The 12,471-nt window shown below is 40.6% G+C and carries 14 protein-coding genes; 4 read left to right on the forward strand and 10 right to left on the reverse strand.

The features are described 5' to 3' along the window. The first annotated feature begins 2 nt into the window (after nucleotides 1-2). From QZN42_RS01805 to QZN42_RS01815, 3 genes are all read left to right on the forward strand, one after another. Nucleotides 3-1,247 (forward strand): adenosylhomocysteinase, encoded by a 1,245-nt coding sequence (locus tag QZN42_RS01805; RefSeq protein ID WP_296954010.1) that lies wholly within the window; start codon nucleotides 3-5, stop codon nucleotides 1,245-1,247. Nucleotides 1,248-1,258: 11 nt separating this feature from the next. Then, nucleotides 1,259-2,545 carry an amidohydrolase gene (locus QZN42_RS01810; protein ID WP_296954011.1) on the forward strand — a complete coding sequence of 429 codons (1,287 nt, stop codon included), beginning with the start codon at nucleotides 1,259-1,261 and terminating at the stop codon, nucleotides 2,543-2,545. A gap of 382 nt (nucleotides 2,546-2,927) precedes the next feature. Then, the gene (locus QZN42_RS01815) at nucleotides 2,928-3,911 is read left to right on the forward strand and encodes a site-specific integrase (RefSeq protein WP_296954012.1); all 984 of its coding nucleotides are present in this window, start codon (nucleotides 2,928-2,930) and stop codon (nucleotides 3,909-3,911) included. Between the two features lie 182 nt (nucleotides 3,912-4,093). On the opposite strand, the gene QZN42_RS01820 is transcribed toward QZN42_RS01815, so the two are convergent. Next, nucleotides 4,094-4,357 (reverse strand): LysM peptidoglycan-binding domain-containing protein, encoded by a 264-nt coding sequence (locus tag QZN42_RS01820; RefSeq protein WP_296954013.1) that lies wholly within the window; start codon nucleotides 4,355-4,357, stop codon nucleotides 4,094-4,096. Between the two features lie 347 nt (nucleotides 4,358-4,704). Between QZN42_RS01820 and lexA the strand changes: the two genes are divergently transcribed. Next, the gene (gene lexA, locus QZN42_RS01825) at nucleotides 4,705-5,340 is read left to right on the forward strand and encodes a transcriptional repressor LexA (protein WP_296954014.1); all 636 of its coding nucleotides are present in this window, start codon (nucleotides 4,705-4,707) and stop codon (nucleotides 5,338-5,340) included. 80 nt (nucleotides 5,341-5,420) lie between these two features. On the opposite strand, the gene QZN42_RS01830 is transcribed toward lexA, so the two are convergent. From QZN42_RS01830 to QZN42_RS01870, 9 genes are all read right to left on the reverse strand, one after another. Then, nucleotides 5,421-6,302: a S1 RNA-binding domain-containing protein gene (locus QZN42_RS01830; RefSeq protein WP_296954015.1), complete on the reverse strand. Its 882-nt coding sequence runs from the start codon at nucleotides 6,300-6,302 to the stop codon at nucleotides 5,421-5,423. Then, the gene (gene rsfS, locus QZN42_RS01835; protein WP_296954016.1) at nucleotides 6,292-6,651 is read right to left on the reverse strand and encodes a ribosome silencing factor; all 360 of its coding nucleotides are present in this window, start codon (nucleotides 6,649-6,651) and stop codon (nucleotides 6,292-6,294) included. The genes QZN42_RS01830 and rsfS overlap by 11 nt, the downstream gene beginning before the upstream one ends. 10 nt (nucleotides 6,652-6,661) lie before the next feature. Further along, nucleotides 6,662-7,552 carry an LCP family protein gene (locus tag QZN42_RS01840; RefSeq protein ID WP_296954017.1) on the reverse strand — a complete coding sequence of 297 codons (891 nt, stop codon included), beginning with the start codon at nucleotides 7,550-7,552 and terminating at the stop codon, nucleotides 6,662-6,664. After that, nucleotides 7,539-8,126 (reverse strand): bis(5'-nucleosyl)-tetraphosphatase (symmetrical) YqeK, encoded by a 588-nt coding sequence (yqeK, locus tag QZN42_RS01845; RefSeq protein WP_296954018.1) that lies wholly within the window; start codon nucleotides 8,124-8,126, stop codon nucleotides 7,539-7,541. The genes QZN42_RS01840 and yqeK overlap by 14 nt, the downstream gene beginning before the upstream one ends. 4 nt (nucleotides 8,127-8,130) lie before the next feature. After that, complete coding sequence (gene nadD, locus QZN42_RS01850) at nucleotides 8,131-8,736, reverse strand: nicotinate-nucleotide adenylyltransferase (RefSeq protein WP_296954019.1); 606 nt, start codon at nucleotides 8,734-8,736, stop codon at nucleotides 8,131-8,133. A 136-nt stretch (nucleotides 8,737-8,872) separates the two neighbouring features. Then, on the reverse strand, nucleotides 8,873-10,015 hold the full coding sequence (gene proB, locus QZN42_RS01855) for a glutamate 5-kinase (RefSeq protein WP_296954020.1): 1,143 nt from the start codon (nucleotides 10,013-10,015) through the stop codon (nucleotides 8,873-8,875). Further along, complete coding sequence (locus tag QZN42_RS01860; RefSeq protein ID WP_296954021.1) at nucleotides 10,002-10,295, reverse strand: YhbY family RNA-binding protein; 294 nt, start codon at nucleotides 10,293-10,295, stop codon at nucleotides 10,002-10,004. Before QZN42_RS01860 ends, proB begins: the two co-directional genes overlap by 14 nt. 8 nt (nucleotides 10,296-10,303) lie before the next feature. Then, nucleotides 10,304-11,602 (reverse strand): GTPase ObgE, encoded by a 1,299-nt coding sequence (gene obgE / locus QZN42_RS01865; RefSeq protein ID WP_296954022.1) that lies wholly within the window; start codon nucleotides 11,600-11,602, stop codon nucleotides 10,304-10,306. Nucleotides 11,603-11,749: 147 nt separating this feature from the next. Then, a partial coding sequence (locus tag QZN42_RS01870) for a S41 family peptidase (protein WP_296954023.1) occupies nucleotides 11,750-12,471 on the reverse strand: 722 nt, incomplete at its 5' end.

Consider the following 12,471-nt stretch of genomic DNA (forward strand, 5'->3'; position numbering starts at 1 on the left):
TTATGGCTGAATCGATGATTAGAGATATTACAATGGCAGAAAACGGGGAGCAGCGAATCCGTTGGGTCGCAAAGTACATGCCTGCTTTGAATGCACTCCGGGAAGAGTATATAAAGGACCAGACTTTCAAAGGAAGAACTATCGTGATGTCCATTCACCTGGAAGCGAAAACTGCTTATCTAGCCCTGACTTTGAAAGCTGCAGGAGCAGATGTAATCTGTACCGGCAGTAATCCCCTCTCCACTCAGGATCCCATCGCGGCAGCTCTTGAAAAAAATGGCGTAACCGTATACGCATGGCATGGCTGCACTGATGAGGAATATACCATGTTCCTGAACAAAGCTCTGGATCATATGCCCGATATTATTATTGATGACGGCGGCGACCTGGTACATCTTCTGCACACCACCAGAATTGATGCCAGAAAAAATCTGATTGGCGGATCTGAAGAAACTACAACCGGCGTATATCGTCTGAAAATTCTCGAGAAACAGCATGAACTGAAATTCCCGATGATTGCAGTCAATGATTCGTATTGCAAATATCTTTTTGATAACAGATACGGTACCGGCCAGTCTGCCTGGGATGGTATTATTCGCAGTACAAATCTGACCGTAACTGGCAAAACAGTTGTTATTGCAGGATATGGCTGGTGCGGAAAGGGTGTTTCCATGCGCGCCAAAGGACTTGGGGCCCATGTCATCGTCACTGAAGTAGATCCAATCAAAGCCATTGAAGCAGTCATGGACGGGTTTGAAGTCATGCCTATGGATCGGGCTGCTGAACGGGGAGATTATTTCCTTACTGTCACCGGAGATATCAATATTGTTACTGAAAGACATTTCATGAAAATGAAAGATGGCGCTATTTGTGCCAATGCAGGACACTTCGATTGTGAAGTCAGCCGCAAGGATTTGGAACGGATTTGCATCCGCAAATATGAAGCCCGCAAGAATATTGAAGGCTATGTTCTTCCAAATGGAAAAACTGTATTCCTTCTTGCAGAAGGGCGTCTGGTGAATCTGGCAGCAGGTGATGGCCATCCGGCTGAGATTATGGATCTTTCTTTTGCCATGCAGAGTCTGGCTGCTCGTTATCTTCTTCAGCACGGCAGGGATATGGAAGCCAGGGTATATACATTGCCTCATGAATTGGATACGGAAGTGGCTTCCATTAAACTGTCATCCATGGGTTATGAAATTGATACATTGACAGAGGAACAGAGAAAATATCTTGGTCTTGACTAATGGAGGATGAAATGTCTATTTTAATCAAAAATGTGGGAATCTGCCGGGATGGCGAAGTTATAGAACATAAAAATCTCGCAATAGAAGGAAAATATATCAAATCATTCCTTGAAACTCCCATAGAAGCAGAATATGATGAAGTCATTGACGGCCATGATATGCTGGCCATGCCTGGCCTCGTAAATACTCATACCCATGTGGCAATGACACTTTTCCGAAGCTATGCGGATGATATGGCCCTTATGGACTGGTTGCAGAATAAAATCTGGCCGGCCGAAGACCATCTTGATGATGATATCGTATACTGGGGCAGCATGCTGGCTTTTGCTGAAATGATTCGCGGTGGCACAACGGCTTTCTGTGACATGTATATGTTCATGGATGCCTGTGCCAGAGCGGCAGACAAGGCAGGAATCCGCGGTAACCTTGCCCGCGGACTGGCAGGCATTGGACCAAACGGACAGAAAGGGATTGACGAAAATGTCGAACTTTTCAAGAACTGGAATGGAGCAGGGGATGGACGTTTTAAAGTCATGATGGGACCTCACGCTCCATATACTTGCCCGCCTGACTATATCCGAAAGGTAAGAGACGTGGCAATTAAATATAATATGCCTGTACATATCCATCTTTCTGAAACAAAAGGGGAAGTTGAAAACTGCCAGAAAGAATACCATATGACCCCGATTGCTCTCATGAACTCCCTTGGACTTTTCGATCAGCCAACCCTGGCAGCTCACTGTGTGCATGTCAGTGATGAAGATATTCAGATTATGAAAGAAAAGCATGTCTGTGTTGCCCACAATCCGGCTTCTAATCTGAAGCTGGCCTCCGGAGTCGCACCGGTATCGAAAATGCGTAAAGCAGGAATTACTGTCGGCATTGGTACCGATGGAGCATCCAGCAATAATAAACTGGATATGTTTGCTGAAATGAGACTGGCAGCCCTGATTCATAAAGCAGCAGGGTATGATCCCTTTGCAATAACGGCAAAGGAAGCCCTCAAAATGGCCACAGAAGACGGGGCAAAGTGTCTGGGGTATACTGATCTGGGTGTACTTAAAGAAGGCTATTTGGCTGATATTATCCTTATCGACAGGAGTGGTTTCCACTGGCATCCACGTTTTGACAGTATTTCCCTGGCTGTATATGCAGGTAACTCCATGGATGTGGATACAGTCATCATCAATGGTAAACCAGTCATGGAACACAGGGAACTTCTGACAATTGATACTGAAAAGATGTATGCGGAAGTAGAGCGGGTAACCAGGAAATTATACGCCTTTACAAAGAAATAACAGATTCATGCAAAAGAGCATCCAGTCTTTAAAACCGGATGCTCTTTATTTTGATCAATACGATTTATAAATCCAGTGTATAAGTTCTTTCTGATGATTACCAATTTAATATAATCGCAAATTCATCCCGTGAATATCTATGTATGATTTCAATCTCGGCAGGATATATGCAGGATATATATCGTGGATTTTCTTCAAATTGATAAGATTTCAGATATTTCAGGGACTGCATTTAGATAGATTGAAAGGCATGCAGCGGCATGATATAATTATTTCGTTCATTAGTTCCGATAACATTAAATTATCGGAACTAATAGATGCGTAAATTTCAAACAAAATATCCTTTCAATCAGAGATTTTATATGTAAAGGCAGGATTCATTGTGGATAATCATTTTTTCCTAAGAAATTTTGCAGAGAATAGTCTTTCCCGAGGATTATCGGATAAAAGTTTAAATGCACTATCAGTAACAAAATCAAAGAATACAATTGATGCTTATGAGTCGGATTGGAACGATTTCTGTGACTGGTGCACGTATCATAAAAAGTCCTCATATCCCTGCAGTCCGGAAACGGTTGTCAATTATATTAATGATCTGGCTGATTTTGCCAAAGCCGCAACAATCCGTAGGAGAATCAGTGCCATATCCGAGAATTATAATGCATCTGGGGAAAAAGATCATAATCCCTGCAGGGCATGGATCGTCAAAGAAGCTCTCATTGGACTTACCCGCCTGAAAGGAAGCATGCAGAAAGGCAAGACTCCTGTTTATTGGGAAGAAATAGAAGAGATAATTTCACGCATGGATTTGTCTTCCCCTGTCCAGGTTCGCGACAAAGCAATTCTTCTTCTTGGCTTTATGGGAGCATTCCGAAGGAGCGAGCTTTCCAGTCTTGATATGGAAGATTTAAAAAGATATCCACAGGGTATTGTGATTACGATACGTCATTCTAAAACTGACCAGTCTTCAGAGGGCCAGCAGATTGGTATCCCCTACATCCGGAATACGTCCATGGACTGCATCGGAGCAATCAATGAATGGATCAGGATTTCAGGCATTACAAATGGTCCTCTTTTTCGCAGTTTTTTAAAAAATGGAAAGGTTTCTTCCCGGCGCCTGAGTGATAAGAGCATCAACCTGATTGTAAAGAAATATGTGGCCTCCATTGGTCTCAATCCTGATTTTTATGGTGCCCACAGCCTGCGCCATGGTTTTGCCACTTATGCTGCTCTGAAGGGGGTAGAAGAACGCCTCATCATGAAGCAGACGAGGCATCATTCTGTCGAAATGGTACGTCGTTATATCAATGAAGCAGATTTATTTACAAATAATCCAATTGACAAGATTTTTGGATCTTCCAACTAATATCAAACATATTTTCTGATGAAGATTTTAGCTGTCAGAAGAATATATGTTCTGGAATTTGACAAATAAACATGCAATGATTGGACCGGCTGTATTATGATGAATCTGTCAGGAACAGTTAAAAACAGATAGAAAAACAAATGTCCATTCCTCAATGAGAGAAATGGACATTTGTTTTTCTATCATTTATTATTAACGGGCAGTTTAATAATCATGCCCGGTTCAAGTTGACCGGGGTTTGTAATATGATTGAACTGCTGTACATTGAAAATATATTCCCGTATATCTTCGTTTTTCCCTATGCGTTTTGATGCGATATCCCATAAAGTATCATTTGTGGTAAGGGTTACAGTCTCATATTGAATAGAATTTCCAGCCATTGAAGCATTTACACACCATCCGCAGAGCAGCACGACTAATGACATCAGGATGATTATCTTTTTCATAATGGAAGCCCCCTATTTTAATCGGTTAGTTTCCGGAATGATTATTCCCCGAAAATAAATTTTTAAAACTCTTATTCGCCGAACATTATTTCTTTTGACATATTTATATTATAGCAAAACATATTTTCGTACAATAGAACACAAAATTAAATTTTTTTAATTTTATATGAATCATATGTTTTACAGAATATTCAATCGCCTATCATTTATTCCATGAACTACTGTTTGAATTTGATTACTGTATCATGTATAATATGGTCAAGAATGTGTAATCTATCTCCATTTTTACGATAATATCGATTCTTGCCTGGGAATCATATAATTTTTTTAAAGAAGGGACAACCCAAATGGCAGCTAAAAGATTGGGAAAAAACCGTGAACTGACAACCCGTGAAAAGAGTATTCTCGAATTTATTCGGAAGAAGATTTATGAAGATGGGTTCCCACCTACAGTTCGTGAAATATGCACAGCTGTTGGTCTTCGTTCTACTTCCACTGTTCACGGCTATCTGGCACGGCTGGAAGAACTCGGGGTGATCAAAAGGGATCCTGCCAGTTCAAGAGCTATTGAAGTGGTTAATGATATGTCCTGGCGTCATAAAAAGATGCTTCCTATGCCCATGATTGGTGCTGTCCGTGCCGGTGAACCTCTTGTGGCGGATGAGCATCTTGAGTCCGTTTTCCCGCTGCCATCCGATTTGGTCGGAAGTGATAATAATTGTTATATTCTTGTTGTACGTGGCGACAGTATGATTAATGCCGGGATTATGGAAGGCGATTACCTGATTGTTTCTGAGCAGGATCATGCCCAGGATGGAGATATAGTCGTTGCTCTTGTGGGTAATGATGAAGCTACCGTGAAACGTTTTTATAGAGAGAATGACCATATCCGCCTTCAGCCTGAAAATGATGCTTATCAGCCTATCATCTCGAAAGATGTAACCATCAGGGGAAAGGTCATTGGATTGTATCGACATATGTAATTCTTCTGACAATTATAATTAACTATAAGATAAAAGAATGCCCTATGGAAATCCATAGGGCATTCTTTTATCTTTCATTGCTAAGCTTTATTTATTTTTCCTTCATCCATTGTAATCAGTCCAAGTTTAAACAGATGTCCGACTGCTCTTTTAAAGGATGATTTACTTAGACCAAAAGCACATTTAATCAGGTGTGGATCGGATTTATCGGTAAAAGACATTGTTCCGTTATGTTTGTCCAGGTAATCAAGTAATATCTTCATATCTCTTTCCAGTGATTTTTCCTTTACCGGTCGGAGAGAAACATTCATATGACCGTCTTTTCGGATATAGGTTACACGGCCTTTTACACTTGCACCCATCGGAATGGGTACATTGATTTCTCCATCATAGATAAAGCCAATCCATCTTTCCCTGGTAATAAAGAAAATACCTTCCCCTGTCTTATTATAGACGGTTCCTTCCACCATATCTCCTGTCTTGACTCCTGATACAGGGAGACAGATTTTCCGTATATCCTCGTTGACTTTCATAGTTACAGCCAGTCGGCCAGTTTTATCAATATACAGTTTTACCCAGATATTCTGTCCTGCAACAACCCTTTCTTCCATTTGTGAAAACGGAAGAAAAATCCCCCGTTCAGTTCCAATATCGACAAAGGCGCCAAATCTTGTCGTTAACATGACAGGGGCATACCCGATTCCTCCGATAGGAATCTGAGGAAGATGCATGCTCGCCGTCAGCCGGTGTCTTGGATCATGATACAGGAAGACTTTAACTTTTTCTCCGACCTCAAGTGGCTTTGTCTGTTGTCCATTATGGAGCAGAATGTCGTCAGAAGATTGACCAGTGCCGGCATCCAGAAAGACACCAAATGATGCTTTTCTTGCAACAGTCAATTCTGCTATGGAATTTTCTTTCAGATGAAAGGGGCCTACTCCATCAGATACTTCATTTTTCATTGCTTTCTCCTGTATCATGATATTCGGCAGCAGGTGCTTCCTGCCAGAGAGTATCAAAATCATATCTGCGCCGTTCTTCATCAGTAAATATATGAACGATTACATCTCCAAAATCCAGAAGAATCCAGTCGCCTTCCCGATATCCTTCTTTTCGAAGAGCATGAATCCCCTCTTGCGCCAGTTTTTCTTCTACTTCATCAGCCGCAGCCTGAGATTGTTTTTTGTTCCTTGTTGAAGCAAGAATGAAATTATCAGCTATACTGGTCAATTCTCTAACATTGAGGACGCGGATACGGACGCCCTTTTTAGCGGATAAAGCTTTGCAGATTATTTCCACATTTTTTTCCATAATATCTCCTTTATTTTATATCGTTATCTGATCCGATAGTGAGGGCTATAGCTTTCTGTACTTCTACCGGATTAACTACCCAGGTATTTACTTTATTAATTTTCTGAATTTCTCCAGGAAGAATTACATATTTGAAATTTTCAACAGGATAACTTGTAATCGTATAAGCCATGGAAGCAGCTTCAGAAGATGAAATATCAGTTTCAGCTGGAGCCCAGTTGCGCTTTGCGATTAACCAGTTAAAAAAGGCAAACCGGTCATGCATGGATTCCACCATTTTTTTCATTATCCTTTCCTGTCGCTGAATCCTGTCTATTTCTCCAGATTTCTCGTCCAAATAACGGATGTAACCTAATGTATTGGCTCCGTCAAGTTCCTGATATCCTTTACGAATTCCAATGTCTTCCTCACCTTCTTCATTGGTATGGGACATGTCTTTTTCTACATATAGATTTACACCGCCGGTTTTATCTATATATTGTTTAAAATCTGAAAAGTTCAGTACTGCAAATTTATTTATACGGATGTGTAACAGATTTTCTACAGCACTTCTGGTTTCTTCCGCTCCGCCCTCTGTAAAGGTGGATTTTATCAGTTGATTCGATTTTTCCTGTCGTGAGAGTTTTGTATTTGGCGGAATGGAAACAAAAGTAATTTCTCTGTCTTTAGCATTCCAGGCCGACAACAAAATCGTATCCGCTTCATTTCCTGCGGTTTCATCAGTACCGATAATAAGGTAATAAGAAAGTGGCTGCTCATTATTATTGATTTTGGCAAGAATAAATGAAACGCCTTTGCCAATTCCCATAACCAGTGAATACAATACAATCAGAAAAATAACTATGCAGAAAATCAGTTTTTTTATACGAATTCTGGTTCTCTTTGATTTATTTTTTCTCATTTGATTTCTCTTTGAGTTTCAGCACCAAATCATTTCTGCCGATAAAAGTAAGATCGTAAATATATGCTCCCTGCTCTAGCAAGTGTGATATGGTTGAATCATAGGCAGCCAGTAATGCTTTATCCAGATCCCTGTCAGCAAGCTGCCTTAATTTATCTACACCGGGAAAATCTCTGGATGGTTCAATGTAGTCTGCCAGAAATATGATTTTTTCCATCAGTGTCATATCAGCATGGCCGGTTGTATGATAATAGATAGCACTTTTAATCTGTTTATCTGTTATACCATATTTTATTTCTGCCAGTATACTTCCAACAGGGCCGTGCAGAAGTGCCCTGCTGGAAAGCAGAACGGAATCTACAGGTAAATGGTAATCCATTGCAATAGACTTCATTTCTGATAATGAAAGTTCTTTGGCACAGTCATGTACCCATCCTGCAAGAAATGCTTTATCCGGATCAGCTCCATACTTCTTTGCAAGATAAAATGCTGTCTGGGCAACACCTTCTGAGTGGTGAAATCTTTTTCCGGATAGAATATTTTTTAAGTCTTTTTGAATATTTTCAATTTTCATAGATTTAACCTTCATAAAGATGATATTTTTTTATAAAGCGAATCACTTCATCAGGAATGAAATATCTAACTGACTTATTATTGGCAAGTGATTCACGGAGAATAGTAGAAGAAATTTCCAGTTCCGGGATACGTAGAAAATGAATTTTTTTATGACCCAATTCGCCGAAGTACGCAACTGAGCGTTTTAACTTTTCTTCATATCCGGGACGGCTGGCACAGATAAAATGACAGCAGCACAGAAGTTCCCGATTATATTTCCAGGTAGGAAGGTCGGCAAGAGCATCTGTACCGCATATGAAATAGAATTCATATCCACTTCCCATAATATTACGCAAAAGATGAATCGTATCTACTGTATAGGATGGACCACTTCTGTCTCGTTCTATAGGCGAAATTTCGAATCGCGGATTGTCTTTAATGGCAGTATAGACCATATCATACCGTATGAATTTATTGATGTTGTGCATGTCCTTATTGGGTGTATCACCAGATGGGATGAAAATAACTTTTTCAAGATTGAATTCCTGCCATGCCGATTCAGCAATCACCAGGTGACCGATATGGAGAGGATTAAAAGATCCTCCAAAAATCCCTATCCGTTTAAGCATATGTATAGCACCACTTCCGCGATAAGAATACAAATAATCAGTATCATAAAAAGCTGCAGGATGTGAACTATTTCAAAACGACCTTTGGGATATTTAGAAAAATAGTAGATTACCCATTTCAGCTTTTCTGAAAATTTCATTTCATCACCAGCAGGTTATCCCTGTGAATCACCGTATCGTATGGAGGTTCAAAGCCCAGTGCTGATTTCAGATTCTTTGTATGATGACCTTTGATCATTTCAATATCATCGCTGCTGTAATGAGTGATTCCCCTGGCCAGTTCTTCATTTTCATAAATTACAGAGACGGTATCTCCTTCAGTAAAATGACCTTCTATTCCGGTTATCCCCACTGGTAAAAGACTGGAACCATTTTTGAGAATTGCATTTCGGCATCCCAAATCAACAAAAACCTTTCCTTTTACTGCAGTCCCAATAATGATGTCCCTCTTTTTGAGCTGAGGATGAACATTTTCGCCTTTAAAAAATGTACCCAATTCTTCTCCGGCCATGATGCGCTCAATTACTTCAGGGAGGCTGCTCTTGGCAATAATCATATCAATGCCTGAACGTACACAGATTTCTGCTGCCTGAATCTTGGTATACATACCTCCAGTTCCCTGACTGCTGCCGGCACCTCCGGCAATCTGATAAATGTCTCTGGTAAATTGCGGTACTTCATGAATCAATTCAGCCTCAGGGTTTTTACGAGGATCGGCAGTATAAAGACCGTCGATATCAGAAAGAATAATGAGCAGATCTGCTTCCGCAATGCTTGCAACAATGGCAGAAAGAGTGTCATTGTCACCTATTTTGATTTCATCGGCTGTTACAGCATCGTTTTCATTAACTATCGGTACTGCCCCAAGCTCTAAGAGAGATAGAAGGGTTCCGCGCATATGAAGATATCGTTTGGAATTGACAGCATCGCCTTTTGTAAAAAGAAGTTGCCCCACTACGTGTCCATATTCCCGAAAAAGGTGTTCATAGATGTTGAGAAGTAGTCCCTGTCCTACAGCCGCTGAGGCCTGTTTGTATGGGAGATATGTGGGTTTTTCTTTAAACCCCAGTTCGGGATAACCTACCCCGATAGCTCCTGAGGTAACCAGGATAACCTGCATACCACGATTTTTTAAATCAGAAATCTGCCTTGCCAGATGATCCATGAAACGAAGGTTGATTTTTCCATTACTGTATGTAAGAGAACTGGTACCAACCTTGATGACAATTCGTTTTTTTGTAGAAATTCCTTTCCGTGTATCTGATTTAAGGGAGTTCATAGTGGGATTTTTTTTCTTTCTGTTTGAATAATACACAGTTACGCCCTATTATCTGTACGATCTCACATTCCAGCTTTGAAGCTAAAAGTGTAGCCGTACTATGGATATCTTCATCCGAATTCTGATTGATCTTAACTTTTACAAGCTCTCGGGCTAATAATACGTCTTTAACACTGCCAACGACCGTTTCCGTAATTCCTTCTTTGCCAATCTGTACATAAGCAGGAAGTTGCACGGCAAGACTTTTCAGGTATTGTTTTTGTTTTCCCGTCAACATCATAAATCTCCTTATTCATCTGTAGATTCTGATTTATCTTTAGATTCGGTATAAGTGAATTCCACGCCATAAAGGTTGACTGTATCCCCTTCGTGAATTCCCTCGTTTCTAAGGAGCTTTTCCAGGCCCATAAACCGCCAGGCTCTTTCAAAGCGGCGAAGGGATACATAATCCTCAAAATTGGTCATTCCGACCAGTTTTTCTACACGTTTCCCGGTAACATAATAAACATCATCTTTCTTCTCCACAAGAAATTCATCCTTAGGAACTTCATAGACGATATCTTTTTCAGTTGGCTCAAAGGAAACCTCCGGTTCCTCCTGTAATATGCCCCAGGCTGCTTCCAGTAAAGGTTTAAGTCCTTCGCCATTTAAAGTACATACAGGGAAGAATTTATATCCTTTTGATTCAATCGCTTTCCGAAGAACTTCAATTTTGGAGTAATCTTCAATAAGATCAATTTTATTGGCCGCAACGATTTGTTTCTTTTTAGCAAGAGCAGGACTGTATAATTCCAGTTCATTATTGATAATCCGGAAATCTTCCAAAGGATCTCTTCCTTCACTGCCCGCTGCATCCAAAACATGGATGAGGACTTTTGTCCGCTCCACGTGACGCAAGAATTCATCACCCAGACCGGTTCCCTGACTGGCTCCTTCTATCAGGCCGGGTATATCGGCCATGACAAAACTTCTTTCTGAATCGAGACTTACTACCCCCAAAATAGGGTTCAATGTAGTGAAATGATAGGCTGCTACTTCGGGTTTAGCCCCGGAGACTTTTCTAAGCAGGCTGGATTTTCCAACACTTGGAAATCCAAGCAAACCTACATCGGCGAGAACCTTTAGTTCCAACCTGATATTTTTCTCCTCGCCCGGTTCTCCTTTTTCAGCATAAGTTGGGGCACGGACTGCAGAGGTCGCATAATGGGAATTCCCTCTACCACCATGTCCGCCTTTTGCAACGGTAACCTGCTGACCATTCTGAGTCATATCCGCCAGAAGTTCACCAGTGCGGTCATCATAAACCATGGTTCCCAGGGGTACATCGACAATAACATTTTCCGCATTTTTGCCAAACATCTCTTTTGCACCGCCGTTTTCACCGGCTTTAGCTGCAAATTTGCGGTGCCTCCTGAAATTAATCAATGTATTCTGGTTACTGTCTGCCCGTATAATAACAGAACCACCTTTACCACCATCACCACCGCTTGGACCTCCTCTGGGGACATATTTTTCCCTGCGGAATGCAACGACTCCATCTCCTCCAGCGCCAGAAACTACAATGATTTTTGCTCTATCAATGAACATGGAAGAATACCTCTCTAAAAATATCTACAATAATCAATTTTATTATATCATGTAAGCAGTAAATATAGTAAAAATCATGTCAATTTAAGAAAATTACTATGTATATGGACGATAAAAAAGCCGCGGCCGGGAATGACCGCAGCTTGTTCAGGTTTTATTGAAATAATCTATAGCTTTTAAAAGAACCGTATCGCTGGTGAAATCAAAAAGCCTTCCCTCCTGTTTAACTTCTATATCAGGTTTGATTCCCTTTTTGTCTATAGATTTACCGGAAGGCGTCTTATATTCCGCAATAGATATTTTAACTGCAGTTTTCTCGGTTTCCTGATAAACTGCCTGGACAGTTCCTTTTCCATAACTTGTCTCGCCCATCACGATGCCTTCTTTCCTGTCCTGGATTGCCCCGGCAAGAATTTCAGCAGCACTTGCACTGTTTTTATCAATCAGAATGACTAAAGGAATGCGTTCCTTAGCTCCATCAATTGTATAAACTTTTGAGCTTCCTGATTTCGTATGATAGCTGACAACTGTTCCTGCAGATATTATCTGATTGGCTACATCCACAACGGAATCAATAACTCCACCCGGATTCATGCGAACATCAACAATGAGTTTTCTGCATCCTTTTTCTTTCAGTAAAGTCAATTGTTTTTTGAAATCATCAGGAGTATGATTGCTAAAATTGAATATATGAATATAACCGATTTCAGGCGCAGCCATACGGCTGATGACTGTCGGCAAAGTGATATTAGCTCGAGTTACATTAATATCTAACTGCAATGTCATTAACTTAAGAAATTCATAAAATAGTTCAAGTACGCATCGAAAGGTGCGTGCTTTTTTGTGCAAAAAAGTCGAAAAAAATACGA

The sequence above is a fragment of the uncultured Dialister sp. genome (assembly GCA_900314595.1).
Classification (GTDB): domain Bacteria; phylum Bacillota; class Negativicutes; order Veillonellales; family Dialisteraceae; genus Dialister.

Excerpts from the sequence above, each read along its gene's own strand:
- QZN42_RS01820 (WP_296954013.1), bottom strand. The coding sequence starts at position 4,357 with ATGAAAAAGATAATCATCCTGATGTCATTAGTCGTGCTGCTCTGCGGA.
- rsfS (WP_296954016.1), bottom strand. The coding sequence starts at position 6,651 with ATGGAAAAAAATGTGGAAATAATCTGCAAAGCTTTATCCGCTAAAAAG.
- QZN42_RS01840 (WP_296954017.1), bottom strand. The coding sequence starts at position 7,552 with ATGAGAAAAAATAAATCAAAGAGAACCAGAATTCGTATAAAAAAACTG.
- obgE (WP_296954022.1), bottom strand. The coding sequence starts at position 11,602 with ATGTTCATTGATAGAGCAAAAATCATTGTAGTTTCTGGCGCTGGAGGA.
- QZN42_RS01805 (WP_296954010.1), top strand. The coding sequence starts at position 3 with ATGGCTGAATCGATGATTAGAGATATTACAATGGCAGAAAACGGGGAG.
- proB (WP_296954020.1), bottom strand. The coding sequence starts at position 10,015 with ATGAACTCCCTTAAATCAGATACACGGAAAGGAATTTCTACAAAAAAA.
- lexA (WP_296954014.1), top strand. The coding sequence starts at position 4,705 with ATGGCAGCTAAAAGATTGGGAAAAAACCGTGAACTGACAACCCGTGAA.
- QZN42_RS01810 (WP_296954011.1), top strand. The coding sequence starts at position 1,259 with ATGTCTATTTTAATCAAAAATGTGGGAATCTGCCGGGATGGCGAAGTT.
- nadD (WP_296954019.1), bottom strand. The coding sequence starts at position 8,736 with ATGCTTAAACGGATAGGGATTTTTGGAGGATCTTTTAATCCTCTCCAT.
- yqeK (WP_296954018.1), bottom strand. The coding sequence starts at position 8,126 with ATGAAAATTGAAAATATTCAAAAAGACTTAAAAAATATTCTATCCGGA.
- QZN42_RS01860 (WP_296954021.1), bottom strand. The coding sequence starts at position 10,295 with ATGATGTTGACGGGAAAACAAAAACAATACCTGAAAAGTCTTGCCGTG.
- QZN42_RS01830 (WP_296954015.1), bottom strand. The coding sequence starts at position 6,302 with ATGAAAAATGAAGTATCTGATGGAGTAGGCCCCTTTCATCTGAAAGAA.